This is a genomic window from Pedobacter sp. AC464, from assembly GCF_979253075.1.
The window spans coordinates 386,419-413,120 of sequence record NZ_CEEDBV010000002.1 but is presented as its reverse complement, the minus strand read 5'-3'; the positions used below and the strand labels follow the sequence as shown (position 1 = coordinate 413,120).

Genomic DNA, 26,702 nt, shown 5'->3' with positions numbered 1-26,702 from the left:
AACCAAAATAGTGCAACGAAAAAGTGTGTCTTCCAATCTGTGAGGCATTGTTACTCACCTTTTATCATGACTTATATAGGAGCGCCGGCAGCTATTTATGTATGGTGAGCGTCAAGTTTGATAATATCGGTATAGCTGTAAAGACTTTCTGTTAATATTGATTATTATTCTCCGGCCTTTTATTTTATTTTTGTGTGAATGTTTCTTTTATCAGTATTTTGAAACCTATGTTCGAAAGTTATTTTGATTTTTGTCTGGTTACACTAAAGTTATTCCGGGCAGGGTAAAAGATAGAAGTAAAATAAAAAACTCCGATAAAATAGATCGCCACAGACTTACATTTTCAATTCCTGGAATGAAGTAAGCCATTGTAGGCCAAAGACGCTGTTTGACAATACCTTTGCCGTACGCTTCTCAGCACCAAGGCTGCGAATCGGATAGGTTGAAACTGAAGATAGACAATGCACAGCACCTTGTTATCAGAGTAATATTTGGCATGATACATGGAGAGGTTTATCACTGAAAAAGTACAATAAAAAATCATATTATGAAGGACTGTTGCGAAAACGATGATATTAAGGCAGAAGCACCGAAAAATAATATTCGGCAAACTGCTCCAGCTTATAAGGCGGAAGCCGGAGAGCTTCATATTAACAAAGATAGCGTTGCGGATCATGATCGCAAAACGGGTGCCGGTGATAAGCCACAATGGCAACAGCATCTTGGACTGCTATCGGGCCTGGCGATATTAATATGCGTTCTGGTGATGGACTATGGATTTAATATTAAACTTTCTAGATGGGTTTCATTAGCCGTCAACAGTATCGCCTATCTTCTCGCTGGATGGGGAGTACTTGTTTTAGCTTTTAGAAAAGCGATAAGGGGGGATATCTTCAATGAGTTTGTGCTGATGAGTGTGGCAACGTTAGGCGCATTCTTTATAGGGGAATATTCCGAAGGTGTTGCTGTAATGGTCTTTTACTCAATTGGTGAATGGTTCCAGGATGCAGCAGTGGACCGTGCGAAAGCAAGCATAAAAGCCTTGCTGGACATAAGGCCCGATAAGGTTACCGTAATCAGAGATGGGAAAGCTGAGCTCGCTGGCTCTGCTGATGTAGAGCTCGGAGATACCATACAGGTGAAAGCTGGTGAAAAAGTTGGATTGGACGGCGAGCTACTCTCAGAAAAAGGATCCTTTAATACCGCTGCATTAACTGGAGAGAGTCGTCCTGACAGTAAATATAAAGGTGAAACTGTGCTGGCAGGAATGATCAATATAAACACCGTCTCAGAGATCAAGGTAACTGCACTGTTCAGGGACAGTAAGCTTAGCAGGATTCTGGAAATGGTACAGGATGCATCCTCAAGAAAGTCGCAGACGCAGCTTTTTATTTCAAAATTTGCAAAGATATATACGCCCATAGTTTTCTTTTTGGCCTTAGCGCTAGCGCTGGTTCCGTATCTGGTAGTGGAAAATTATGTCTTTAATGACTGGCTTTATCGCGCGCTGGTATTTCTGGTGATCAGCTGCCCATGCGCACTTGTCGTATCTATTCCTTTAGGATATTTTGGCGGGATTGGCCTGGCATCGAAAAATGGGATTCTATTCAAGGGAGGTAACTTTTTGGACGTAATGACCAAGATAGATACCATAGTAATGGATAAGACGGGAACATTGACCAAAGGGGTTTTCAAAGTTCAAAAAATAGTGCCCTCAGGGCTTCCCGAAAAAGATTTAATCAGACTGGCAGCAATTCTGGAAAAGAATTCAACCCATCCCGTTGGACAGGCAATTATTGAATATGCAGGAAAGGACGCAAGCGAGGGCACCGCAACTTCAATTGAAGAAATATCCGGACACGGACTTAAAGGAGTAGTAGATGAAAAGCATGTGCTCGCAGGGAACCTTAAGCTACTGAAAAAATATAAGGTGGATTTTCCAAAGGATGTTGAGGAGATCTTAGATACCATTGTTGTGATCGCGGTGGATGAAAAATATGCCGGTTATATTACTATAGCAGATGAAATAAAAGAAGATGCGGGAGAAGGTGTTAAGCAGATGCAGGCCTTAAATATAAGGACTGTTATGTTGTCCGGCGACAAACAAGCTGTAGTAGATCAGGTTGCAAACAGACTTAATATTGACTATGCTTTTGGCGATCTTTTGCCTGAAGGAAAAGTAGAAAAGGTGGAGGCTTTGATAAAGGAGGGACGCCATATTGCTTTTGTGGGCGACGGGGTAAATGATGCCCCTGTAATAGCCCTGGCCGATGCGGGTATTGCCATGGGTGGGCTTGGAAGTGATGCAGCCATTGAAACGGCTGATATCGTAATACAAAATGACCAAATAACAAAGATTGTTTTAGCTTTGAAGATAGGCAAGCTGACCCGTAACATCGTCTGGCAGAACATTATTTTGGCAATGGCAGTGAAGATCGCCGTGCTCTCTCTTGGGGCCTTCGGTGTTGCGAATCTCTGGGAGGCTGTAATTGCAGATGTGGGTGTAGCTTTCTTAGCTATTCTCAATGCAGTAAGAATACAGCGTAAAGAGATTGGGCAGTAAAAACCTGTAACGCATACGATGTAGAGCAGCTCATGCGGCACTTATTATCATGCAGAGTCCTATTGTGAATCCAAACAGAGCATCGATAACATTATTTTGGCGCCTGATTGAGAGTACTGCCAATGCATACCAAACAGTACGCCACTGATTTTACAGTCCAAAAAATTTGCGTCGATCTAAAAGTTTCCCAAAGTGCGGATCAAAGGAAACAAATTGCCAGGTCAGTCGCCTCCAGAAATGGAATCCGTAGATAGGTTTCTTTGGGACCTTCTAACAAATGGTGGGCAGGGTCAAGAAATATAGCTCTAATTGGAGCATTCCCAATACTCAAATTACTTTATTGCATCCTCATTGGCATCCATTTATTCGTTTAGGTTAAAAATTCCTAGGAAGATAAGAAAAGTTCGCAGTCGGTTTGTTAGCCTGTCTCTAGGTACACGGCAGCGGCTGCACCCGCTATTGGCGCAGGATGGTTTTTCAATTTTGCTACTCATCCACGAAATTGTGTTTTTGGGACACAAACCGTCCATTCCCTGGGGTTTGTTGATAAATGCTGCCTGCTGTGGCCTCTCAGATATACATCGGGAAATCCTCTTTAGATTCCGGCTAAAATAGATGACAGAATTAAAAATAGGTTGATACACCTAACTGGAATGCTCCGGTTCTGGCAGCCGGGTTTCCAAGAATATCCTTCTGCCACTGTTTTCGGTAGGAAAACCTCAGTACAGTCTGTTGCCTCGGCCTGAAACTGATGCCGGGCATTACGCTGAAAAGCTCATCACCAATATTCCCACCGGTCTCCCTGAACTTCCCCACATTCCAGTCCACATACTCTACCCTGCAGGCTAAACTTACAACAGAATGCTGCCAGCCCAGGATCGTTTTTTTGATCACAGGTTGAACAATATCGATATATCCGCCCATCTGACGGCTCCCGAACTGCTGGGAATAGGTGTCGGGAACATCTACCCTGATCCATGCCCACTCAGCTGTGATAAAGGTCTTAAGCTTTGGCAGTGTGGTATTAAAGTCTATGGCAAAAACATTTAGCCTGCGTTTATCATCGATCACGATTCCGTCCGACTGCCATTTATTGTAAACCCCTCCCATATAGGATACGCCGAGTTCGCCTATATTGTTCCTGCGTACCGCAACTTTTCCAGTTAGAAGTGGCTGCCCGCTTGCAATTTCTTCAAACCTTTCCGGATTTCTTTTTGAAGCAGCCAGGGAGGTTCTGTTTTCAGGGTTTGCAATAATGGAATCGTCAAAGCTGCTTGTGGCATATAACTCGTAGCCCAGCATCCAGTCACCACTATAGTTCTTGCCATAAATCCCGAATCCTGCACTGCTCCAGGTTGCAGGCAGCATCTGTGTCATGGCGATCGGACGGTCGGTGAATTCCCATTTTGGACCGTCATGGTTCTGGTTGAATGCACCAATGGGATTCAATATCATTCCACCCCTTAAATTAAGCAAGGGGTGCAGTTCCAGATCCAGCGCAGCAAATTCAACCGCTATTTCTTTTTCAGCAGGTTCAAATTCGATCTCGGAAAGGAACTTGATGCGCTTGGAAATGGTTGAGGCTACAAATAGCGTCATCCTTCTGAACTGGAACTGCTGTCCTTCAGAGATCCCGTCTGTACCCTGATACTGCCAGTTGGCTTCCATGTATCCGCCCACCGACACCGGAAGTTTTCCCACGGCAATAAAAGGCCGTTCATAAACTGCATCCATATTGAGCGAGTTTTTTGCGGTATCACCGGGTTTGGCCCTTAAAAGTTTCGGGTCGATCTGGGCAAAAGCCATCTGACCGATACCAATAGATATAATTAGCGTAAAGAGTTTTTTCATACTGCCTTCAGTGAAATTTTGATCCTGGTTTTTTCTATGGTGATGGGGAAGGTTCTTAAGTTTGCTTCTGCCGGACCATTGGTCATTCTGCCCTTATTGTCAAATTCACTTCCATGGGCCGGACATTGAAGCCTGTCTCCGAAAGCCTGGAGCTCGGTTCCCTGGTGGGTGCACTGCATCCACAGTGCAGAATAATTCAGTTCATCATGCCGGTAGATACAGATGGGATATCGGAGCAGGTCATTGCTGACTACAATGTATCTTTTGAACTGGACATTTTTTCCCTGTCTGAGCTCAAAGTCCTTCATTTCTACAACCAGGTTATCCCCTGCAATCTCGCCCGTCGCCGGTACCAGGCTGCTGCATCCACTGGTCAACGTGGTGATCCCAAGGCCTCCAAGGCAGGCCATTCCACAGCCTTTTATAAAATCTTTTCTTTTCATTTCTATAGTGATTCTAAAAATCTCAGCATGGCATTTTTTTCTGCCCCAGACAGCTGGTTGAACCTGTTGCGGCTTGCAGATGCCTCTCCTCCATGAAGGGTTACCGCCTCTTCGATACTTTTTGCCCTTCCGTCATGCAGCAGATGATAAGATCCCCCCTGTGAATTCATCGAAAGTCCCAGTCCCCATAGGGGCGGGGTTCTCCATTCGGAGGTCTTAGCTGATCCTTCCGTATAACCATCGTCCAGCCCAGGTCCCATATCGTGAAGCAACAGGTCGGTATAGGGGTGAAATTCTTTGTTAGATAGAGCAGTCACTGGGGAAAAACCTGTTTTTAGGGTAGGCTTGTGACAGCCTGAACAGTTGATCTTTTCGAACAGTTTCCTGCCGGTTTCAACTTCCGCATTCCCCGCATCGCGCTGTATGGGCGCTTTTAGAGTCTGTAGATAAAACACCACGTTATTCACTGTAAGCATGGAAATTTCAGGATCAATCACCATCCGCGTATAGGCATCCACAGGATCAAAGCTTGAAGTGATCCCGATATCCTGGTTGTAGGCATTCACGGTCTGGTGGAGCAGGTTATATGCTGCCGCCTTTTTCCCAAAACGATGGATATATTTTCCCTTCAGTGCAATAGCATTGTTGAGGGCCTGAACATATGAGGGAAGCACTGCGTAATTCGGGATACCAGAAATGCCGTCATTATCCAGATCCTGGGGGTCAGCCATAGCTAGTATATCTGCATCAGCTACCAGTTCGAGAAAGCCAAGGCCGGTATTGGCAGGCGGTGTAAATTTTGAAAAGGTGGCCCCTGCTGGGATTTGCTCAGGTTTGTATCCGGGAATAGCCCTGTTCTGCAGTTGTGGGCCTCCCTGGTCCAAAAAATTATTGCCTGTTTCATCGGTCTGCCCGAAACGGACCAACGTAGTAAAAGGATGGCCTTTGCCGTCACCCGCATGGCAGCTTCCACAGCTGGTTGCAACAAAGCCAGGACCAAGGCCATTCGCAGGAGTAAATATCTCATTGTTAAAGGCCGCATCTCCCAAAGCGAAACGTCTGAGCTGGTCATAGCTGAGTCCTTCTACCGGGCCATCAAGAATTTCATCCTCTTTTGGAGAAGAAGAGATTATCTTCTCACAGGACACCATTATAGCAACCAGGCTCATAAGTGAAAGCAGGACAATGGGTAATCTTTTCTGCATGTTATCTGATTTTTGTAAATCTAATAATAAAAACAGAAAAGACTAAAAATAAATTTAGGTTTATCTAAAATATATTTTAGGGCTGCCGTTTTTTTTTGTTTCGTTCTGTCACTGTCTCACGCTTAAGTGTTTAGGCGATGATCATTTCAACCGAACCAGATTAAAGAACATTATATCTTCGCAGTACTTTTACGCCTGGTGCAGAATGCTTCGAATCGTTTCGTTTTGGAAATTAGAAACCGATTTCCATCTGACCGTGTTGGGTGAAAGCGCTATACGAGAAAGGCATTTCTAAAAGATAAAATAGTATTTGTAATTGAAAGCGAAAACGAGGGCTTTTTATTTAATCTGGGAGAAAGGTAACTGGTGCAAAACGGAAAAAAGTTCCAGTCATTTTCTTGTGAACAATTCACGATAGCCGCCATACCGTGGGGATTATCATTTTTCAGAAAAATAGTAATTGAACTAAATGAAACTAGCGTTCACTAAGGCAAGATGTGCAATGAGTTTAGAAATAGACACGGGGACTGAACGGTGTCCATATCCCCGATATCTAAATTAACGCTCTCAAGGCTAAGATAGCATTCCATTATATGGAATCAAAATCCTCATCACCAATGTTAGCTCACTTTTTAATTGGTCGACTTTGAAACCTTATCAAAAAGGTGAGACTTACAAACTTTAGAAGCAGGCTTCTTAAAAGTTTCCTTAACTAAAGACTTCTGGTTGAAGATTGGCATGTAACATCAATATTTTCTCGGCAGGTGGGGGTATTGGAATAGCTATTTTTATCAGAAGTGGTAATAATTTATCCTGATTTTAGTAAAAAGGTTAGACGCAGAGACCGCAGGCGATAATTGTATTTCCCTAACTGCAGAGAACACCAATACTTTTGACGAAAATATTCTGAGAGAAGCTTTGCGCTAGCCAAAATATATTCTTGAGCCAATAAAAGCTTTCTTTTCAACTCTATAATTTTATTTTTGTATATTGAGAAAAGCTTTCCGAGGAAATATAGTGGTAGGAAAATAATGTTATGAGTGCAAATAAAATAACTCTCGCCTATGCGGAAGATGAGCGCTGGTTTCGGGAACCAATGGTAGAAATGTTGGTCGAAAGTGGCTTTGATGTCATTGGCGCTTTTAGTGATGGCAGAGAGCTTCTTACTTTCTCAGAAAATTGCTCGACTTTGCCTGATTTGTTTTTAACGGACCTGCGCATGCCCAAATTGAATGGTCTTGAGTTGACAAAAGAAATTTTGAAGAAATGGCCCCACGCGAAAGTGATTGTAATAACTTCAGAGATAGAAAACTTTTACATAGAGGAGGCAAAGAAGGCTGGCGCTGTATGCTTTTTACATAAAATTATCGACTACAAGAATATCAAATACGCCCTCTTGGCGGTTCACCAAACTGGAGCGACGACCTTCGGGAAACTGAATTTGTAATACCTGGCCCGATTTCCTTTAGGCAGAGGGTAAACACATACATTACAGAAATAAACTATTACATTGCCCTTAGATTGTAGGTTGATTTCAAATCATCTAAACTATTGCACAAAATTTGGACTGAAAATTCCGCCCTTTCCCTAGAGTAAATCCATGGAAGTTCGACCTTTTTTGAGCTTTGTGAACTGATAGTTAATTTTAAAAAAATATTGAAAAATAAGGTCGAAGGACAGTATCTGAGAAAAGAAGAATTTAAAAAATAATGCTAGATAGTTTGCGGGAGTGTTTTCTCGAAGAGGATAGCAGAAATCAATAAAAAATTAGGTTTCCAATTTATAAATTGGCAACTTGATAACGCAATTAATTTACAGAATAAACAACTGAGATCGAAATCCAATATAGAATGACGTCAAAATTGGTCGACGCCTGTTGAAATCAATTTAGACTAAAAGGTAAAAAAATGTAGATCGATGGACGACAATCCGCTTCATCATTTCACTCAGTGTAACTTAGGCTATATTTTCAGGCTCAAACAATCGATAACTCTTCAGGATTTCCTGGATTTCTGCAGGCATTAACTTCCTATGTGGTGGTATGGCATCAAGAGTATCCCTGATGTAGTTGTGAAAATTCAAATAGCTCTGTAACACATTTGATCTGAGCTCTTCAAAGCTCATTCCATCAGTAATTTTAAGCAACTGTCGTCTCTTTTTCTGGTACGCTAAAATCAAGTCTTCAAGTGAAATTCTATTAGAGCTAATATATTCCGATAGCAGGATAAGATCATCAACGGTCAGAATGACAAGGTTATGTATGGTGAAACCAGTAATGCCTGTGTGAGTCATTTCTTCAATTAAAAGCGTCTTTTCTTCCTCGAACCAGCCTTGCAGCAAAGATTCAATACCTGGAACGGAAAGATTCATATCATAGACGATAAGTACTGGGAAAAGCTTTAAGTTTCGCACATTATAATTAGTGTCAAACGGATATTCTTTTTTCAAACTAAATCTTAAACGGGTAATGAGCTGCTTGACAGCCTTCTCATGATGACCATCAGAATGGTATTTCGATCGGATATCATCGGCAATCGTCTTTACATTGAAAGATTGTTTAGATACACCGGCAATAAAACTGTCTTTGACTTCAAAAATAAATACCTTATTTCCGTTTCGGAGGTAATAGTCAGGTTCAGTATCACCCATAAATTCTTTCATCTCTGTGCCGGAAAACCGCTTATAACTTTTATTGCCATAAGCTTTTTTCATCAGTTGATAAACCAAAAAACCTTCCGAAAAATCGGAAGTATATTCTTTTCTGAACTTGCCCTGAGAGATGTTAAGTTCTGGGTGGGTTGCCAGAATCGCTTTACAGTCCCAATAAACTGAACTATAAATCTTGTTGATGATCATAGCCCGGTTTAAAAATAAATACTCATTGTTATCGACCTGGTAAAGTGGTTTATTCCGGATCTCCAAAAAATCATTTCCAACAATATTTTCTTCTGATGCGCCAATAGGTGCAAAATGACTGAAAAGATTTAAAAAATCCTGATCCTGCCGCGTTCTGCCATCGAAGGCAACCACATCGGTGAAACATAAGCTCGCTAGTCCCATGATATGCCCTGCATAACCTACAAAAGAGGTTACGTTTTTCGAATCTAGATATAAATTATACAATACAGGGTTATAGCCTTCCATAAACTGAAAGCAATAATAAGCCTTAATCAGCTGACAGAGCATATCTACCTTATCGGTATACGCAAAATCAAAGTAACTGATTATTGTAGCCGTGGCCATCCAATTTGCCTTTTCGAGGCCTGTGATATTTTCTGGAAGGGTTGCAGTAATGTTTTCCTGCATCAGGGTGTAATCCGCATTTATTCTCAAATATGCTTTAAAAAAATCCCAGTGCGCCTGGTTCTGGTCAATCTCTACACCCGCAGCAAGTTCCTCAAGTTCCAATGCAAGTAGGTTAAGGCGAAGATTAGCGTAGGCATTAACCATATGCAATTTAGTTTTATCTGCTATTTGTTGTCGATAGCCATAAAATATCTCCTTCATTGCCCGATCGCCCATTTCATTTGGTACACCAAACCACATGGCCATCTGTCGAGGTATCTCTTCGACTTTTTGTTGGATCATGGAATTTACAAAAGCTACCATTTTCAGTACCATTTTTTTGCCATAAGGATTCAAAAGGTTGCGCGGATTGATTTCTTCTCCAGGAAAGATATGAGATGCTGTGATTAACAGCGACATATTAAGGCTTGAGGGCATGTTATTTGGATTAAATGATTATTATAAAACAATTGAACCAAGTACGGTCTTAGCGCCTGTTTAACCAAAGAAACATTTTTAGTCCCACTTTAGCAAGATATAATGCTTTGACTGAATCATTTTGGAGAACCAAAGCTATTAGACGGCAATCAATCTGGTAGTAGCATCTCGCTAAGACCTAAGCAAATCAATTTGCAACAAAAAAGGCTATTGTTTGATGAAGGACTTTGCATTAATTTTCTCCAAAACTAAATTAATTTAAAATTAATAAAGTAGCTTCAAAGCAAAATAATTGAAAGCATGAACGTTCCCAAACATTTAAGCCATAGGCCAATTATAGCAGTAAACGACTATGATAAAATAGATGCACTGTACGCGAATAGGACAGATGCTAGAGCATTGTCAATAGGGCAAGCACAGTACGATGAAGACGAAATATCCTTAAAGGTTTTTCGAATTGTTGGCGGAAAGTGGAGTAGGCAAAGTGAAGAACTTCCCATACATAGAAACCTTGATCTAAGTATTCTATTTTTAGCATCATTAATGACAGACATTAACTCAAATTATTCACAATCATCTTTGAGAGAAGAGATAATCGACACAAATCGGGTATCGGAAATCTTAGATTATTATAAATTACATGAGAGAAAGCTAAAGCCAAGATTGCTCGAACTAAAGCAAATCTTAGATAAGTTTTTGACCTTATAATACACTTATGAATAAAAAAACACAAAGAATATTTTGCTTTGAGCCTATAGTCGCTTTAAAACCCAAAATATTGATATTGGGCACAATGCCAAGTGTTACATCCTTAGAGGAAAGCATGTATTACGCAAGTACTAAAAACCACTTTTGGGACTTTGTTTACAGAATTCTAGTCCCGGACTACCCTCATTATAAAGTCTTTGATTCGTCAATTTCAAGAGAAAACAGATATTCACTGATCACATCAAATTCAATTGCAATTTGGGATATTGTTTCAAGTTGCACTAGGGTTGGGAGCAACGACAAGAAAATAAAGGATGAGGAATTTAACGATATCCTATCTTTCGTTGATAAATTTGCTATAAACACAATAATTTGTAACGGTGGTCTAGCTTTTAAATTTCTGAAAAAATCCAAACAACACAAATTTCTACAAGTCCCAATTATTACTCTGAATTCAACAAGCTCTCTGAATCCAAATAACACATTTGAAATTCTGGATGAATGGATGACTTGCTTTAAAAAACAACTATCATAAGCTTTGTTAGGATAAACAATTATTAATTAATAATTTACAATATCTAAATAAATAAAATGTCAAATCAAAGCACTCTCGCGTATAAAGAACTATTCCATAAGCTCTTTGAATGTCAAACGGAAGATGATGTCGAGAAGCTCGTTATCAAGGAAAACTATTATTTTAGGCAGGAAAACTGGGCACCTATCGATAATAATCCCAGCAATTATGGAATAATTGAAAACCAACAATCAAATCCAATTGCCGCGTTGGTTGAAAAATTGACAAACTCTATTGATGCGATTCTAACAAAAAAGTGCTTGGAACTAGGTATTGACCCAGCGTCAGCCAATGCGCCAAAAACAATGAATGAAGCCGTTCAACTTTTCTTTCCAGAGCATAAAAATTGGGATTTAACCACTCAAAGGAAAAAGCAGGCGGAAAACATACAAGTCATAGCAGATGGCCCAACTAGAAATACTTCTGTAATTATATACGATGATGGAGAGGGTCAGCATCCAAAAGACTTTCTTGCCACATTTCTTTCTTTAGTAAAAGGAAATAAGAATAAGGTCATGTTTGTACAGGGCAAATACAATATGGGAGGATCTGGAGCCATAGTGTTCTGTGGTAAATTAAGATACCAGTTAATCGCTTCCAAGAAATTTGATAATTCTGGAGATTTTGGATTTACTCTTATTAGAGAACACCCATTTAGTGAGAAGGACGCGGAGTTAAATAAAAACACGTGGTATGAGTATTTATCAATAGACGGCCAAATTCCATCATTTGACCTAAAAGGCGAACTTGATTTGAACCTATTGAATAGGAAATTCAAGACTGGTTCGATAATAAAAATGTACTCCTATCAATTTCCAACAGGTTATTCAGGTTTTGCCCAAGATTTAAATCAAAGCTTGAACGAATTTTTATTTGAACCACTTTTGCCAATTTACACCATTGACAACCCGATTAGATATCCCAATAACAATGTACTTCAACTAGACCTTTTTGGTCTAAAAAGAAGGCTTGAGCTTGATAACAACTATATTGACGAATCTTTTTCCGAAATATATATAGATGAGATGTTTGGTGAAATAAAGGTCACATGCTATGTGTTCAAGCCGAAAGTGGGAGAAAATGACCTTAAAAAAACCCGAGAAAACATAAGACGTTCATTCTTTAAAAATAATATGAGTGTTATGTTTTCTATCAATGGACAAACACATGGCCATTATACAACTGAGTTTATCACTCAACAATTAAAATTCAACCTATTAAAAGACTATCTACTGGTTCATGTGGATTGTACAAAAATGAAATACAGTTTTAAAAAAGAACTGTTTATGGCAAGTCGTGATCGCTTAAAAGGGGGAAGCAATTCCAAAGATCTTCGTGAATACTTAGGTAGAAAGTTAAGGAACAGTAGGCTTGATGAGATAAATAGAAGAAGAAAAGACCTCATAGGCCTAGATGGAGAAAACACAAGTGAGTTATTAAAATCGTTTGCTAAAAATTTGAATAAAGACTCTGATCTTTTCAAATTCCTTCAAAGCACTTTGAAGCTAGAAGATAAGAATAATAGGATTGACCCAAAAACAAACAATAAAAAAGATACTAATAATATAAAGGAAAAGTTACCATTTAATCCGAAACGTTTTCCTAGTTTTTTTAAATTGCGAGGGGGCAAAACTCCAGCTATTTCCTTACCAAAGGATGGCGAGAAAGCAATAAGATTCGAAACAGATGTAGAGAATGAATATTTTGATCGCATAGAAGAGCCTGGTGAATTGGAAATCTCATTATTAAACATCAAAAGAAACGAGAAGAATGGTGGTGATGACAAAGGAACTTCACTAGAAGTTGGCGCTTTCTTGAATGTCACAAAGAGCAGTCCAATTGATGGGAATATCAAAATTATAATTAACCCTACTAAAGAATTAAATGTAAACGATGAGCTAGAAATAAAGATTTCTTTATCAAGCCCTGGTGAGACCTTTGAGGAAATGCTGTGGATAAAAATTAAAGATAAAGAAGCTCCAAAAATCAAAATGCCAAGTGAGGACGAACAAGAATTTGAAAATATTGGCCTGCCTGAGTTGGTCAAGATTAAAAAAGACCAATGGGAGGGTTTGCAAACCGCTGGTATCGAGATGTCCCACCTTACCGTTATGTATCCAGTAGGTGAAGGAAATATGCTTGAAAAAATCTATATCAATATGGATAGTAAAGTTTTCTTAGATACCCGTTCAAAGCTGAAAACAGAAAGCCAAATTGAGGCGTCAGAAAAGCGATACTTAAGCGCGGTTTACTTTCATAGCCTTTTTATTTACATGATTACGAAGAAGCGTAATTATAAATTACAACTTGAAAAAAATGGTATTGATGAAGATGTAACTATTGATGAATACATTAGAGATATTTTTGACAATTACTATTCTGAGTTTCTTTTGAACTTTGGAATGAACGATCTTTTACAATCGCTCAATGAATAGTAAAAAAACTAAACTACAAGCCTCATTTTAATGGGGTCTAGCATAGCATTAATCTGGGCAATATTAGGCCTTTCCGCTTGATTATGTTTCAACATCAAAAAGATTATGTTAAATATTTCTTGATCTGCAAATTTTGCATCAGCGTATGTTATTTGTCCTAGCGGTAGATTTCCTTGAAATACATACCAAAATAATTTTCCCATTTGAAAAATATCAGATGTCGAGTTGATTTCACAATCAAATACATTCCCTATATTTTTATCTTTAGTAAATACTTTATTTATGGCTTCTGGAGATAACCAGCCATAAGGTCCAATTTTTTCATTAATCCAGTCTAAATCTGCGTCAACATCTTGAAAATCTACTAAGCCTAAATCACCAATTTTAAATTGCTGATCTACCTTTAAGATATTATCATGCTTAATATCTCTATGATAGATCCTCAAATCATGAAGTTGTTGCACACCTTGTAAAATTTCAACACATATGAGGAGCTTTTGGTTCATAGTAAAATCAAAATTATTCTGCTCAAGATGGTTTGCTAAATCACCATTCCCCTTCTCCATAATAATAAATGGATATAACTTACCATCAATAGGTAATTTACCCGACCTATAAAAGTTTATAACATTCCGGCATCTTGCCCTTTTAGCAATGTTAAAAGCTCTTATTTCTCTGTTAAATCTTCTCAGCCTAGTGTCATTACGTGATCTATAGTCCGAATGCCAAGATTTACAAATTTTTATAACCCGATCCTCTGTTTCATCATTTGGGTCATGTAAAATAAACAAGTTAGAACTAGCACCCTTTTTTGTAAGCTGTTTCAGTAAAAAATCCTCGTTATCAATTTGGATGTAATTTTCCTCCTCAATTTTGGATAAATTTATAATACCAGAATTATGATCGACTGTCATACAAAATTTAAGGGTTTAATTTTGATAAGGGCTTTATTGTCAATTTGATAATATATACCGATTTTTACCAACGGAACTTTACTCAGTCCGTAAAATGATAAAATTTGCTTTTGAGTCTTATTTGGAGTTTTACTTGTATTTAAAAGAAGTTCATTAAAGAAGCCGAGCCTCTTTTCTCTGGCATTTTTTGAATTTGACTGAGTGACACAATTCCTGGCATACTCTTTTAAAGGTTCACACTTCTCTTGTGTTGGTTTGATATCGCTGGATATAAGAACTAGGATTTGATAAAGATATTTTAATGTCAGATTATCAATAGAATCATTGTTCAGAATAAAGTTAAATAAGGTATAGAAATCGTTTTTTTGTTTAAACCTTGTTTTACTCAATTCAAATGTCTTATTAATCTCAACTATTTTTGCTAGAATTGTTGTAAAACTTAGCTTGGTATCAATGCACTCTTGCACTGTTAAATCTTTCTTGAAATATTCATCCAAATGATTTTTCTTGTCTACATTTCCTAGCTTAATTAAGACAATGAGTTCAGATATAAATTCTATATCATTCATTCTTTTAAGAGATCCGGAAGTAAAAATTTTTAATTTCTTAAAATCTGCAGATGATGTTATATCCTCTACCATTTTAAGTAGATTGGTGTTGTAGAATTCGGCTTTTCTTACTTCTGGTTTGTTAAGATGGATACCTGTTTTGTTTACAAGGGCATAAAATTTTTCAATTGATTCTTTTCCAATATCTGTAATAATTGTTACTGGAAATTCATACGCCAAAAAAGTACGATGTGTCGCTTTTGAATAAATTAAATTCTTACTATCAGCAAATTGCCCTTTAATAAAAGAAAGAATTGTCCTGCTTCTTTGTTGTCCATCGACCATTTCCATACTACCATCTTTTTTATTTAGTATGAAAAAATTAGGGATAGGATTATTTTTGATTATAGAGTCGACAAGATTTTGCTGGTCAGTAATCGACCATATAAAATTTCTTTGATACGGAGGATTAAGTATAAGTTTACCTGTATTGTAGGCATCCAATAAATTCTGGATGGTCCATTTGGTTACGGTATATTTCATGATTTATATAAAACATGCTGCACATCCTTCTTCTTCTGCATCAAGTATATCAATGAGTTTGTTCGAGCGGAAATTTTGAGCAGCGTTTTGTTGTTTGGTTAAAAATTCTTGTTTAATTTGTTTTATACGTTCTGGATTAATCAGTTCTTCCAAACGTTCATTTTGCATCCAAGTATAACCATCTTTTTCATATTCCATTGCCAAAAAGAATTTCGCTGGATTTTGTTCGTATAACCAAACCCATTCGATTTTGCGTTGAAAAAAACAGAAAAAACAACCTGAACGACTGCGGTTATATTTCCCAATCTGCCCATTCACTTCATAAGGAATTTCCTCATAATAACCAGGAACTCCAACGCCACTTTCACGTAATATTTTAAATATATCCTCTCTTATTAGGATATCTTCATTTTCAATTAGGGGAAATGAGTCTAACGAGCCAATAGGTAAATTTGTGCCTTGTAAAGAGTGGAACACCGCATGATTAAATTCTTTAATGCCTAACCCCATCAAGGCATTCATCTTTTGATTTTGATTGAATGAAGAAGAAACAGGAGTTTCTATAACATCTTTTGCACGATTATATAGAGAAGCTGTAAGTAGGTCCTTATATAGGGAGTTCAGCCTATCATTGTTTTCATTTTTCAGCACCATCCCAACAACTTCCTCGCTCCACATATTTCTACGAAAGGGAAATATCGATTGAACAGTTGACTTTGTTGAAATATAGCCTTCTCTATCCTCATCTCCCCTAATACCGACATAAGATATGGTTGGAGTATCTCCTATGTAATTTTCGAACGGTTCTATTTTTAACTTTCTAGTACACCAACGAGCATTCGATGATGGCAAATAACCGCCAAATAGCTGGTGATAAAAATCAAATGGGTTATCGTGGTCAGCAGTATTGGCATACAAGGTATTAATTTTAACTCCAAGATACGTTTCCAAGTTAGAAATAAGCTGGTAGGTTTCTTCCAGTTCCTTGCCAGTATCACAAGTGTAAAACTCAATATCCATTTGAGGATATAGGCTTCGCATATAAATAGCAAGGGCAGCACTGTCTTTGCCCCCCGAAATTCCTAAAACATGCTTCACAACACTATTTTTCATCATTATCCAATTCTTTTTTTAGAAGATTAGCCAATATAGCGATTTTAGTTAAACCTTGTTCTTTAGAAAATATTTCCTCAAGTTTTTTTTCAAAAGCTAGAATGCTTTCGGTCCTTTGTTTTGGCAACCTGATTATCTTATTTCTTAGCCCGTTTTGAGGCTGCGTAATCTCTAACTTAAATACATCTTCAGTGTCCAAATCCACATTTTGAAGATAGATATCGTTTAAGTTGTCCAATTCATGAATTGCATTCAAAAATTTATCATAAAGTATATGCTCTTCATCATCGTTAATCCTATCTAAGGTTTTACCAATGACTGATTGTGAAACCGATGACAACCATGCGTTACGATCGTCCAACGGTGAAAGTAGCCTATCATAAAAAGTCTTTTGAGAAGGCAACAATAGATTATGTTTTAATGAACTGTTATATCTAGCCCGAAGCTGTGATTTATAACTATTAAAATCAAGGGTGTCCCCCCACAATGAATTAATTATTGATTCAAATCTGTTCAGTAAGCCATCATAAGCACCTCTCAACTCCCTAACTGATCCTTGAAGGTCGTCGATAAATCCTTTAAGCAGTTCAGGTTCCTTATTCAACTGAACAATATCATAACCTAATGCTTCAGGAAATTGCTCAAAAAACAGCTTTTCTGGATCTACAGAATTAGCCAATGCAGATCTAATCTTTATGGCTTTCTTAGATATTTTTTTTGTGTGTTTACTATATTCCTTTAGATCTTTATAAAACTTAATGAATGGAACAACAGTTTTTATAAAACTATCGTTGGAAGTCTGTTTTAGTTCTTCCAAACTGAGAAACTCTCTATATTTATTAAATAACTGGACTCTTATACCATCGGAATCAAAAGCTTTAATATGATAATCTTTTGGGTTTTTTATTAGCAGCTCCAAGACATTAAAATCTATATCTGGGACAAAACCATTCTTTCCGTACAAGGCAAAACTTTCGTTTCTAATAAAGACATATATTGGAATCCAAAAATCAAGAAAACCTTTTTTCATTTTAAATGGCTGCTTACTTAACATAGCATATAATTCATCAATAGCTCTTTCAGCCCCCTTGGAACCTTCTATAAATCTATTGCATTCATCGAAAAGATTTTTGAAACTGCCCGTTATATTCTCTTCGAATTGCCATTCTCCATCCTTAAAAGTATGGATGCTTGTTTCCTTTAATAGAGACAAGTAAATACTTTTTTCTGGCGGAAAACCCTCAATCCCCAAATATTCCTTTTCAGGATTCTCAACGACTACCTTTAACAGTTCTTTTCTTGCTGTACCAACTGCTGGAGAAAGTTTTGATTTGTTAATCAGCTCGCTTTTCAGCACTGGTGTTTTCCAATAGACAGATTGGCAAATATTTGAAAGCTCAGCATTAAAAGCCCGACTATTATTTACTGTAATTTTCTCTCCCCTAAAGAACCATTGTACTATATCTTCATTGAAAAAACTCCCCAAAACCAAATGTGTAAGCAAACTCTTTTGCAAATCTATTATCTGCCCCATTTCTTGTTGTACAACGCGGTCTTTAGGATATTTTGATGTAACAATTTCCGCTTTTTGTATGTCCTCAACAAGGTGTTTTATGTCTGCTGAATTTTTGAAATTGCCATAGAGAATTGCCGCATCAGTCTTTTCAGATTCAGCTTGAACATCTTCATTAGACAAGCTATCGTTAAATATCAGATTAATAAAGCCATCAATCTCATCTTCCGGATACTTATTATACAATTCCTGTGTAATTCTGTATTCAAATATCCTAGGGGTTCCAAACTCAAAATATGCTCTCTTAGCAGAGACGGTCGATAATGAAAAATACTTGGTGAGATAACCTATTAAATCCGCATTTTTGGTGACATCTGCCGCCGCTTTTTGAATAGCCTCGTCTATATCTACACTAGTTCCCTCAGTAAAGTTATAACGGTGAGCATATGGATTATATCGAACAATCTGTTTTTCGCTTAATTTTTGAATAGCATCCTCAACGTTCTCCCCATCCGCATTGGAAACATATGTTTTCAGAAATGCTTCATCTAATTTTGCCCCTGAACTTGAAAAAATATTCAACAGCCCTATTGTTTTGATTATCCTAAAATATAAGTTATGTTTTTTAAAGGTGAATTCTCCCTCTACCCGCTCTAAAGCTATGCGGATCGCTGCCCATTTCGAATAATCTGGATTAAGCTTAGATTTTATAACAGAGTGTAAGCTGTGATTTAAATAGTCATAGACATGCGACAATGAGTAGAAACTATATTTCTGATGGTCGAAGCCATTAATCCCTTTCTGAATATCACTATCCAAAAATGTAAAGAGAGAACGTTCATTTTGTCCATATTCCTGTAAAGACAAAGCCAAGGTAGCTGCTGACAATATATCAAGCGGGTATAATTGTTCTGCAAATGTTTCACTGAAAAAATCCCGTAAAGGAAAAGCATTCGATTCATTAATTACTTCATATATACTTTGGAATTGCTTTTTCTTACCTTTAGGGATTGATCCATTTAATCTTTTACCCGCTAAAAAAAGCAGTTGTTCTACTGGTTCGTTAAATACAATTTCGTTAAAGCGTCCTTTTACTTTGACCCATTCATTTTTTTGAGCTTTACTTAACTTTCCTGCATAAGCTGAGAAGTCTTGATGTAAAGTAGTTATAATCAAAAATTCATTGCTCTTGGTGTTTGCATATTCTGCCAGTTGTTGCAAAAGATATAATTCTTTCTCTGAATTGTGCGCGGCGGCATATTCCAGAAACTTACCAAATTCATCAATTATAAGCAGGACACCCTTTCCTTCACGGTTACGAGTTTTCACATAGCGCTCTAGGCCGCTTAGCAACTGACTAGGATTATTTGCTTGGATATCTAAAGCTTCAGCAATCTTTTCAAGAATTGAATCGTATGAGCCAACTACTTTAACCGAAATAAAGTCAGCTGATGTCGCCCACTTCCTTAAATCGAAGAATAGTTTTTGCCCGTGCAAATGACTTTCAAGAGCTGACAGAAATGTAGATTTACCTGTGCCGTAAGCACCAACGAGGGTAAAAGACCGGAATCCGCCTGCATAACTCAAAGTTATTTCGTCAAAAATTGCCTGTACATTTGAGGTGATAATATATTGAGTGAAGTCAATATTATTATCCAATATATTTGTTGATGGTGAAAACTGCTTAACCATAATACTCATTTAAAACTGACCACTTATCTAAGGGCTTTCTTATTTGCAATACCCTATTTCCTGCGGTGCTATTATATATTAAATTTGTTGGCCAGTGTTCAACAGCCTCTTTTAATTTATTCTCCAAACCAGACTCTGTAATAGAAAATATTACACCTGGCGCATTCAAACCTTCAAATAATTCATTAAAAGCAATAGAATTACTGTTTTCATACCTATCTATAATTGCAAATAATATTATGTGCAAAGGGACTTCTTCTCTATTTGTTTGGTTTAATCTATACCACTGAACTAACTTATTATCCACATCCCTAAATGTAAACGGTGTTATCAGATTTAGTTCTGTAAGGAGGTTTGATGTTTCATCTTCTATGTCAGCCTTCCCGTCGATAGATCTTAGATAGGTGCGAATAAAAACATTTGCATCGGACTCATAAGTTTTAGCACTGAATAGCCGTAAATCACTTTCCTCCGTTTTACGTTTTAAAAAAGAGATAAGGTGATCTTTGGTAAATTCAACTTTTTCTTTTGAAAATTCGTTAAAGAAAGAATTGAATATAAATACCTTTTCATTTTTTATGATTGAATAATGAAGCAACCATAGAGAAGCAGTATCTTCAAGAAAAGGGTCTTTGCCTATTCCATCTTTAAATAAATAACTTCCAAGCTCAGTTAGACCCTCATGTTCTTTGTCTAAAATATCAAATCCTTTGAGCCAAAATCTTATTGCTGAAACCATATTTCTTCCTACACCCAATTCTACGACAGCCTCCTCTCGTGAAAATGAATTCCCATTTTTAATATAATCAAAACCCTTTTTTAGCCAAAACTGTCTGCAAACGAAAGTTTCGTGTCCACTAAAGCCTATTTTCATTTGTTAGATTTTTAAACATAAGGGTACAAAGATACTCGTTAATATAAGAAAGTTCTTCATTTTTATTGTCATTGAAGTGATAATTGAGCATGATATTATCAACAGAATGGGGCATCTTTTGAAGCCCAATAAACACACTTCGGAATATGTTGTCCACGACATACCACTAAGCTAAATTAGGTAAGTTTCGATGTTATATGCAAGTTTCAAAACCTGTATCTTGGGCGTTATGTTTCCTGATTATGTGCCAGGTAGCCTTCTTGGCTCGATAGACCGGGTTTGAAAAATTTATACGGTACTCCTGTGGCAAGCCTCAGTTTCCCAACCATTTACACGGTTTGTAATCGTTGAATAAAGCCTATTTGAAGTTCCTGCCGCCATGGAATGCTTTCGCTTGAGTTTCCTCACGAACTTTGGGTCTTATATTTTGGGAAGTGTTTGGTGTGGCCTTTTCATCGCCATGAGCTAAGGTTAATAATGGAAGTTCTTCTACCTCCCGCTGTACCAGCTTGCCGAGCATTTTTGTAAAATCAAAACATCTGCTCACGATTACATGTACGACTTGTCCCTCGCGCTGCAGACGGCCTTCGACCATCAGCAGTCTTGAATGCAGGATTTCCTTGCGGTAAGTTTCAAACAATTTTTCAAATACTACTAAATTACAATATCCGCTTTCGTCTTCAATAGTAATGAAGCATACACCGCCCGCTGTTCCGGGACGCTGTCGTACCAATACCAGCCCGGCTGCCTTTATAAGTTGACCGTCAGTCGAATCATTGTTGATGTGATGGCAAGTTCTGATGTTGAGCATATCGAGCTGCGAGCGAACAAAACTTACCGGATGTGCTTTCAGAGAAAGTCCCGTAGTTGCGTAATCCTGAACGACATGCTCTCCCTTGCCCATTAGCGGAAGTTCAACCTGCGTTTCCAATACGCTTTCAGAAGGTTGCCCCTTGAACAATTCCTCCGGCATATCTTTTAAGGCAGAAACTTCCCAAAGTGCTTTTCGCCTATCCATTCCCATCGAACGAAATGCATCTGCATCGGCCAGCCGCTCCAGGGTGGCAATCGATATTCCTGCATCCCTGATTGCGGTAATACTTTGATAGCCACTTCCGCGACCATTGACCAATATATCCATATCGTCCGATCTGATACCATTGATCTGCCTGAACCCCAACCGGAGCGCAAAGTATTTTCCTGATTTTTCCTCGAGCTTATTGTCCCAAAAGGAATGGTTGACGTCAACTTCTCGAACCTCGACAGTGTGTTTCTGTGCATCTATTACAATCTGCGCCGGCTGGTAAAAGCCCATCGGCATACTATTGAGCAACGCTGCTGCGAATACGTCTGGATAATAATGTTTGAGCCAACAGGATACATAAACGAGCAGGGCAAAACTGGCAGCATGGCTTTCGGGAAATCCATAACTCCCAAATCCTTCCAGCTGCCTGAATATCCTTTTTGCAAATTCCTCTGTATACCCCTTATTCATCATTCCGTCGATGAGTTTTTGCTCATACTGGTTCACCATTCCTTTAAACTTGAATGTTGCCATGCTGCGACGAAGGCCATCAGCTTCAGCAGGGGTAAAGCCTGCCGCTACTATAGCAATTTTCATCGCCTGTTCCTGAAACAGCGGAACGCCTAACGTGCGTCCAAGAATTTTTTCTAGTTCTGGTGAAGGATAGACAACAGGTTCTTCGCCGCTGCGTCTGCGTAAATAAGGATGAACCATATCTCCCTGGATAGGTCCTGGGCGCACGATTGCGACCTCTATCACCAGATCATAAAATTCTCTTGGCTTAAGCCTTGGAAGCATGGACATCTGTGCCCGGCTTTCGATCTGGAATACGCCAAGGGTGTCGGCCAGGCAGATCATGTCATACACCTCCGGGTCATCCTGTGGTATGTTTGCCAGGGTATACTGGACCCCATAATAATCTCTGCATAGATCAAAAGCCTTGCGGATACAGGTCAGCATCCCAAGAGCAAGCACATCGACTTTCAAAAAACCGAGCGCGTCAATATCATCCTTGTTCCATTCGATATTGGTTCTGTCAGCCATTCTAGCGTTCAGAATTGGGCATAAGTCGGTGAGCTTCCCTTGCGTGACCACAAATCCACCAGTGTGCTGCCCAAGCTGGCGGGGAAAGCCCATCATCTGAGAAGTAAGCTCCAGCGTCTTTTTTAAGTGCGGGTCATCGGGATTCAGTCCCTGCTCAGTCACCCGTTTTCCTTCGAACCATTCATCGGTAAATTCCCAGATCGAGGTTGACAGTCGGTTGATTGTATCAACAGATAGCCCCATAGCCTTTCCTACATCCCGGATGGCTCCCTTCTGGTGTTGCTGGGTAACCGTCGCAACTATAGCTGCACGGTCACGTCCATACTTGGTATAGATATACTGAATGATTTCCTCTCGTCTTTCATGCTCGAAGTCGACATCAATATCCGGCGGTTCGTTTCTGGCCGGTGAGATGAAACGCTCAAATAGCAAATCAAACTTCATCGGATTGACAGAGGTAATACCAAGCACGAAGCAAATTGCAGAGTTGGCTGCAGAGCCCCGTCCCTGGCAGAGAATCCCACGGGATCTGGCCTCACGAACAATATCCTCAACAAAAAGGAAATAATTCGCATAATCCATCTGCCTTACAAAAGCCATTTCATGATGGATCATGTTGACAACCTTTTCCGGGATCTCTTCGCCATAAAATTCATTAGCGCCTTTCCACGTCAAAAATTCGAGCTCTTCCATTGGGGTGCGTCCGCTTGGGTTGATTTCTTCTGGGTAGACATATCTTAGCTCGTCCAGAGAAAAATTGCAAGCTTCGGAAATGACCATCGAATTGTGGATTGCGCTTGGATATTTTCTGAAAAGTCTGCCCATCTCTGCCACCTCTTTCATGTACCGCTCAGCATTTTGATGCAATCGGAATCCTGCTTCCTGAATGGTACATTTCTCCCTAACACAGGTCAGTACATCCTGAAGTTCTCTTCGTGAAGGATTGTGATAGTGGATGTCGCCTGTTGCGACTACCGGTATTTCGTAAAATTTGGAAAGCTGTGAAGTTCTAAATATCAGCTTATCATCGTTTCCCAGATAAGATCTTGTCGCCGCAAGGTAAAGCTGACCACCTAGAGCGTCGCGATATTCTGCAACTGAGGCGATAAAGCTAGCCTCATATTCAAAGCGGCGGTTCAAAGCGCCCGGCATTACAAGGGCAAAAAGAATCCCTTTGCTATGGGCGTAAACATCGGCACGGGAAATATGGCAGCTGCCCTTTTCTGCCCTCATATTACCCAATGTCAATAGTGCAGATAAGCGCCCATAAGCTTCCCTATCCGTCGGATAGGCGAGCAGGCTCGGTCCATCCAGCAGATCCAGCCTGCAGGCGGGAATTAGTTTTATGTTTTTCTCACGGCAGGCAGCATGCGCACGTACAATTCCGGCAAGGGTATTCCTGTCGGTTATGGCTATTTTTTTATAACCGAAGATTTCGGCCTGTTCAACCAGTTCGTGCGCATGCGAAGCGCCACGCAAAAAGCTGAAGTTTGAGGTAATCTGTAATTCACTGTAAGCCATAACCCATCTCCTTTAAGCAAAAAATCCATGAATAAACCACTTGTATTGTTGTTCCCCACCATAGTGTCCGGAACGGAAAAGCCAGTAGCGGCATCCTTCTTCATCTTCCACCTGATAATAATCCCTATGCTCTCCCTTATCCATCCACCATTCGCGCTCAATCCGCTCGGGACCGTCTGCCTTTGAAACCAGGTGGCGGACGCCTTTATAAATAAAAAACTTTGGCGGATGATCCGGAATAAGCGCCATTACCTCAATAGGGGCTGGAACCTTAAGCATTTCGGTCGGCCGGGGCTTATCTGTTCGCCATGGAGTTGAGGCTTTTTCGGTTACCGAAGCTGCCTTTGATATTGCACGTTCCGGCCAATATCTGGTTGCAGGCAAAAAGCGATGGATCGCCTGTGCACCAACCTTTCCGGCAACACGGTCCAAAAACCTGATGACACTGGTATCATTCAGGCCGGGCTTGGATGACCACATTTCTTCCTGGGGCACATCGACATCCTCCACCTTTGGCGCATCAAGAACAAATAGTTCAATTCCCAGGGCTGGTCGGATCTGATCGATCTTTAACTGAAAAAGTTTGAATAGATGACTCACACTATGCGAAGCGCCACTGGTTCCGATGGAAACCTGCACAATTTTTCCATCGATACGGTACCCTGTCAATATTCCTGTTCGCAATCCCTTACCTTCAGATTGCATCCTGTTACACAGATTCGCAAGCATCTTTTGAATCGCTATCTCAATTGCAGTTTTGGTTTTGATCGGTTCCATGCAGGCTAGCCTTTCGCTAAATGCTACGGGAACCTTTAATGGAATAAGCGCTTCTGCTTCAGTTCCAATAGCCTGAGCCAGCCGCAATAAAAAATCTTCACCAAATCGCCTGCGGAGTACCGATCTGGGCATCCCTATAAAGCTTTTTATCTGGTAGAACCCCAATTTGCGAAGTTTCGCAAGAATTGTATCTTCCAGTCTTAACGCCTCAGGAGACAGACTGAGCAGAGCGTCTACATGTTCGCCGGAAGGAATCAATGGCATAACTTTACCAAACCGGGACACCGCCCATGCAGCGCCGGGTGTATCGGCAATCGCTAAGCGTACGGTATAGCCCTTGCTTTTCAACCTGCTGACAATCTCTTTCAGGTATTCCCGCTCTCCACCCCAAAGATGCGGACAGCCTGAAACGTCAAGTAACAGTCCGTCCATCCTAAATTCGTCAATGGAAACAATGGGCGAATAGCGCACACACCATTCGCCCAGTCCTCTTAGAAGGTTTTTTGCACGGCCTGGTTTATCGTCCAGAACCTCGAGACCCGGACATACGGCCTTCGCATCCGCTGCACGCATGCCGACCTCGACGCCAAAGGTCAATGCCAATGGATTTACAGCAGTTATCATCATCCTCCCATGGTCGGGCGCAGCGAAAACAAAAGGCACCTCGGCTAGTTCAGGACGGCGGATAAGCTGCCAGTCAGCCAGTAATTGGCGGAACCATATCGAAACAAAACGCCTTTGCATAATAGCTATCCAATTTGTCTGCCCTCCAGATCAGACCAAATCGGTTGATTACCGGTTTTCTTAATTTCTTCAAATTTTTCGCCTGCCCATTCCAGTATAAAGCTTCCTGGATTTCCATTACGGACTTTTAGCAGCTCAACCTGCCAGCGCGGGAATCCGATCCCGGGCAAGCCGTCCTGCGTAACTGAAGGAAGCGGGCTGACTTTCCATCTTGCTGTTGCCACGGTGCTCGCCTTTTTATTTCCGTCCTTGCGCAGGATAAATCCCGTAACACCACTGGTCTCAACCGCCAGCTGCAGCCTGCGGGATTCTATAAGACTCACATTGTTCAGTTCTGCCACAACCGCCGCAAGCCCCTCACATTTGATGGCCTCCTCTGTAATCCATAGCACATCCTTTTCGCTCTGAACATCCATAAAAATAATGCGCTCAGGCTCTACGTTAAATAAGCTCAAAGAAGCGGGGAAGAGATTCCGGGTCGTGCTTACCCACACACAGGCCGCACCATTTTCCATAAGGACGGAAAGTAGCCCGGCGATAAAGCCGTCACTGGCCGCCGAATGCTCCGGCTGAATTGTGATAAATTCATGAATTGCCTTTTTAGGAAAAACACCACCGGGAAATGAATTTTCAATCTCTCCCAGTCCGATGCGTTCGGCATTGCCTGTGCATTGGGGTTTAAGCCCCTGCCATAACAGGATATCCTGTTGCAATTTCTGAAGTAACTCTTTTTTGGCATTCATGACTTATTGAATTAAATACTATTATATTTAGTATTATAAAATTATACAACAAACATAAAGCTAAAAATGTTAGTAAAAAATGAATTATGGAAAACATTACCGTTTTGGTGGAAAGTTAATTTTTAGGTACATGAAATGTTATTATCAAAA

17 protein-coding genes are annotated in these 26,702 nt (G+C 39.7%); 5 read left to right on the top strand and 12 right to left on the bottom strand.

Features of this window, described 5'->3' with window-relative positions:
• The first annotated feature begins 547 nt into the window (after window positions 1–547).
• The gene (locus AC0IWT_RS12475) at window positions 548–2,563 is read left to right on the top strand and encodes a heavy metal translocating P-type ATPase (RefSeq protein WP_471797444.1); all 2,016 of its coding nucleotides are present in this window, start codon (window positions 548–550) and stop codon (window positions 2,561–2,563) included.
• Window positions 2,564–3,187: 624 nt separating this feature from the next.
• On the opposite strand, the gene AC0IWT_RS12470 is transcribed toward AC0IWT_RS12475, so the two are convergent.
• From AC0IWT_RS12470 to AC0IWT_RS12460, 3 genes are read right to left on the bottom strand one after another with little or no spacing between them, the layout of a single operon-like run.
• A complete protein-coding gene (locus AC0IWT_RS12470) occupies window positions 3,188–4,414 on the bottom strand; it encodes a hypothetical protein (RefSeq protein ID WP_131538558.1) in 1,227 nt (408 codons plus the stop codon).
• On the bottom strand, window positions 4,411–4,857 hold the full coding sequence (locus AC0IWT_RS12465; RefSeq protein ID WP_471797443.1) for a QcrA and Rieske domain-containing protein: 447 nt from the start codon (window positions 4,855–4,857) through the stop codon (window positions 4,411–4,413). The genes AC0IWT_RS12470 and AC0IWT_RS12465 overlap by 4 nt, the downstream gene beginning before the upstream one ends.
• Before the next feature lie 2 nt (window positions 4,858–4,859).
• Window positions 4,860–6,062, bottom strand: a complete 1,203-nt coding sequence (locus AC0IWT_RS12460; RefSeq protein WP_471797442.1) for a di-heme oxidoredictase family protein — start codon at window positions 6,060–6,062, stop codon at window positions 4,860–4,862.
• A 1,036-nt stretch (window positions 6,063–7,098) separates the two neighbouring features.
• Here AC0IWT_RS12460 and AC0IWT_RS12455 point away from each other — a divergent pair.
• Complete coding sequence (locus AC0IWT_RS12455; protein WP_471797441.1) at window positions 7,099–7,509, top strand: response regulator; 411 nt, start codon at window positions 7,099–7,101, stop codon at window positions 7,507–7,509.
• Window positions 7,510–8,018: 509 nt separating this feature from the next.
• Here the strand turns inward: AC0IWT_RS12455 and AC0IWT_RS12450 are convergent.
• Window positions 8,019–9,785 (bottom strand): hypothetical protein, encoded by a 1,767-nt coding sequence (locus tag AC0IWT_RS12450; protein ID WP_471797440.1) that lies wholly within the window; start codon window positions 9,783–9,785, stop codon window positions 8,019–8,021.
• Between the two features lie 300 nt (window positions 9,786–10,085).
• Between AC0IWT_RS12450 and AC0IWT_RS12445 the strand changes: the two genes are divergently transcribed.
• The 3 genes from AC0IWT_RS12445 to AC0IWT_RS12435 are packed head-to-tail and all read left to right on the top strand — an operon-like array spanning window position 10,086 to window position 13,502.
• Window positions 10,086–10,493, top strand: a complete 408-nt coding sequence (locus tag AC0IWT_RS12445; RefSeq protein WP_471797439.1) for a DUF6530 family protein — start codon at window positions 10,086–10,088, stop codon at window positions 10,491–10,493.
• Between the two features lie 7 nt (window positions 10,494–10,500).
• Window positions 10,501–11,028: a DNA-deoxyinosine glycosylase gene (locus AC0IWT_RS12440; RefSeq protein WP_471797438.1), complete on the top strand. Its 528-nt coding sequence runs from the start codon at window positions 10,501–10,503 to the stop codon at window positions 11,026–11,028.
• Window positions 11,029–11,084: 56 nt separating this feature from the next.
• Window positions 11,085–13,502: a hypothetical protein gene (locus tag AC0IWT_RS12435; RefSeq protein ID WP_471797437.1), complete on the top strand. Its 2,418-nt coding sequence runs from the start codon at window positions 11,085–11,087 to the stop codon at window positions 13,500–13,502.
• Between the two features lie 8 nt (window positions 13,503–13,510).
• Here AC0IWT_RS12435 and AC0IWT_RS12430 read toward each other — a convergent pair whose 3' ends face one another.
• The 8 genes from AC0IWT_RS12430 to AC0IWT_RS12395 form a co-directional block, all read right to left on the bottom strand.
• Window positions 13,511–14,416: a protein kinase family protein gene (locus AC0IWT_RS12430; protein ID WP_471797436.1), complete on the bottom strand. Its 906-nt coding sequence runs from the start codon at window positions 14,414–14,416 to the stop codon at window positions 13,511–13,513.
• Window positions 14,413–15,507 carry a DUF262 domain-containing protein gene (locus tag AC0IWT_RS12425; RefSeq protein ID WP_471797435.1) on the bottom strand — a complete coding sequence of 365 codons (1,095 nt, stop codon included), beginning with the start codon at window positions 15,505–15,507 and terminating at the stop codon, window positions 14,413–14,415. The genes AC0IWT_RS12430 and AC0IWT_RS12425 overlap by 4 nt, the downstream gene beginning before the upstream one ends.
• 3 nt (window positions 15,508–15,510) lie before the next feature.
• Window positions 15,511–16,623, bottom strand: coding sequence for a phosphoadenosine phosphosulfate reductase domain-containing protein (locus AC0IWT_RS12420; RefSeq protein WP_471797434.1), 1,113 nt, complete (start codon window positions 16,621–16,623; stop codon window positions 15,511–15,513).
• Complete coding sequence (locus tag AC0IWT_RS12415) at window positions 16,610–19,825, bottom strand: AAA family ATPase (protein WP_471797433.1); 3,216 nt, start codon at window positions 19,823–19,825, stop codon at window positions 16,610–16,612. Before AC0IWT_RS12415 ends, AC0IWT_RS12420 begins: the two co-directional genes overlap by 14 nt.
• A complete protein-coding gene (locus AC0IWT_RS12410; protein WP_471797432.1) occupies window positions 19,818–20,699 on the bottom strand; it encodes a DUF4007 family protein in 882 nt (293 codons plus the stop codon). Before AC0IWT_RS12410 ends, AC0IWT_RS12415 begins: the two co-directional genes overlap by 8 nt.
• A gap of 358 nt (window positions 20,700–21,057) precedes the next feature.
• A complete protein-coding gene (locus AC0IWT_RS12405) occupies window positions 21,058–24,288 on the bottom strand; it encodes an error-prone DNA polymerase (RefSeq protein WP_471797431.1) in 3,231 nt (1,076 codons plus the stop codon).
• 12 nt (window positions 24,289–24,300) lie between these two features.
• Window positions 24,301–25,809, bottom strand: coding sequence for a Y-family DNA polymerase (locus AC0IWT_RS12400; RefSeq protein ID WP_471797430.1), 1,509 nt, complete (start codon window positions 25,807–25,809; stop codon window positions 24,301–24,303).
• A gap of 5 nt (window positions 25,810–25,814) precedes the next feature.
• Window positions 25,815–26,552: an ImuA family protein gene (locus tag AC0IWT_RS12395; RefSeq protein ID WP_471797429.1), complete on the bottom strand. Its 738-nt coding sequence runs from the start codon at window positions 26,550–26,552 to the stop codon at window positions 25,815–25,817.
• Between the last annotated feature and the right edge of the window lie 150 nt (window positions 26,553–26,702).

What these genes read in the sequence shown, in the direction of transcription:
- AC0IWT_RS12475 (WP_471797444.1), top strand. Translation starts at nt 548, where the DNA reads ATGAAGGACTGTTGCGAAAACGATGATATTAAGGCAGAAGCACCGAAA.
- AC0IWT_RS12465 (WP_471797443.1), bottom strand. Translation starts at nt 4,857, where the DNA reads ATGAAAAGAAAAGATTTTATAAAAGGCTGTGGAATGGCCTGCCTTGGA.
- AC0IWT_RS12470 (WP_131538558.1), bottom strand. Translation starts at nt 4,414, where the DNA reads ATGAAAAAACTCTTTACGCTAATTATATCTATTGGTATCGGTCAGATG.
- AC0IWT_RS12410 (WP_471797432.1), bottom strand. Translation starts at nt 20,699, where the DNA reads ATGAAAATAGGCTTTAGTGGACACGAAACTTTCGTTTGCAGACAGTTT.
- AC0IWT_RS12415 (WP_471797433.1), bottom strand. Translation starts at nt 19,825, where the DNA reads ATGGTTAAGCAGTTTTCACCATCAACAAATATATTGGATAATAATATT.
- AC0IWT_RS12455 (WP_471797441.1), top strand. Translation starts at nt 7,099, where the DNA reads ATGAGTGCAAATAAAATAACTCTCGCCTATGCGGAAGATGAGCGCTGG.
- AC0IWT_RS12430 (WP_471797436.1), bottom strand. Translation starts at nt 14,416, where the DNA reads ATGACAGTCGATCATAATTCTGGTATTATAAATTTATCCAAAATTGAG.
- AC0IWT_RS12445 (WP_471797439.1), top strand. Translation starts at nt 10,086, where the DNA reads ATGAACGTTCCCAAACATTTAAGCCATAGGCCAATTATAGCAGTAAAC.
- AC0IWT_RS12450 (WP_471797440.1), bottom strand. Translation starts at nt 9,785, where the DNA reads ATGCCCTCAAGCCTTAATATGTCGCTGTTAATCACAGCATCTCATATC.
- AC0IWT_RS12440 (WP_471797438.1), top strand. Translation starts at nt 10,501, where the DNA reads ATGAATAAAAAAACACAAAGAATATTTTGCTTTGAGCCTATAGTCGCT.
- AC0IWT_RS12460 (WP_471797442.1), bottom strand. Translation starts at nt 6,062, where the DNA reads ATGCAGAAAAGATTACCCATTGTCCTGCTTTCACTTATGAGCCTGGTT.
- AC0IWT_RS12435 (WP_471797437.1), top strand. Translation starts at nt 11,085, where the DNA reads ATGTCAAATCAAAGCACTCTCGCGTATAAAGAACTATTCCATAAGCTC.
- AC0IWT_RS12425 (WP_471797435.1), bottom strand. Translation starts at nt 15,507, where the DNA reads ATGAAATATACCGTAACCAAATGGACCATCCAGAATTTATTGGATGCC.
- AC0IWT_RS12405 (WP_471797431.1), bottom strand. Translation starts at nt 24,288, where the DNA reads ATGGCTTACAGTGAATTACAGATTACCTCAAACTTCAGCTTTTTGCGT.
- AC0IWT_RS12400 (WP_471797430.1), bottom strand. Translation starts at nt 25,809, where the DNA reads ATGCAAAGGCGTTTTGTTTCGATATGGTTCCGCCAATTACTGGCTGAC.
- AC0IWT_RS12395 (WP_471797429.1), bottom strand. Translation starts at nt 26,552, where the DNA reads ATGAATGCCAAAAAAGAGTTACTTCAGAAATTGCAACAGGATATCCTG.
- AC0IWT_RS12420 (WP_471797434.1), bottom strand. Translation starts at nt 16,623, where the DNA reads ATGATGAAAAATAGTGTTGTGAAGCATGTTTTAGGAATTTCGGGGGGC.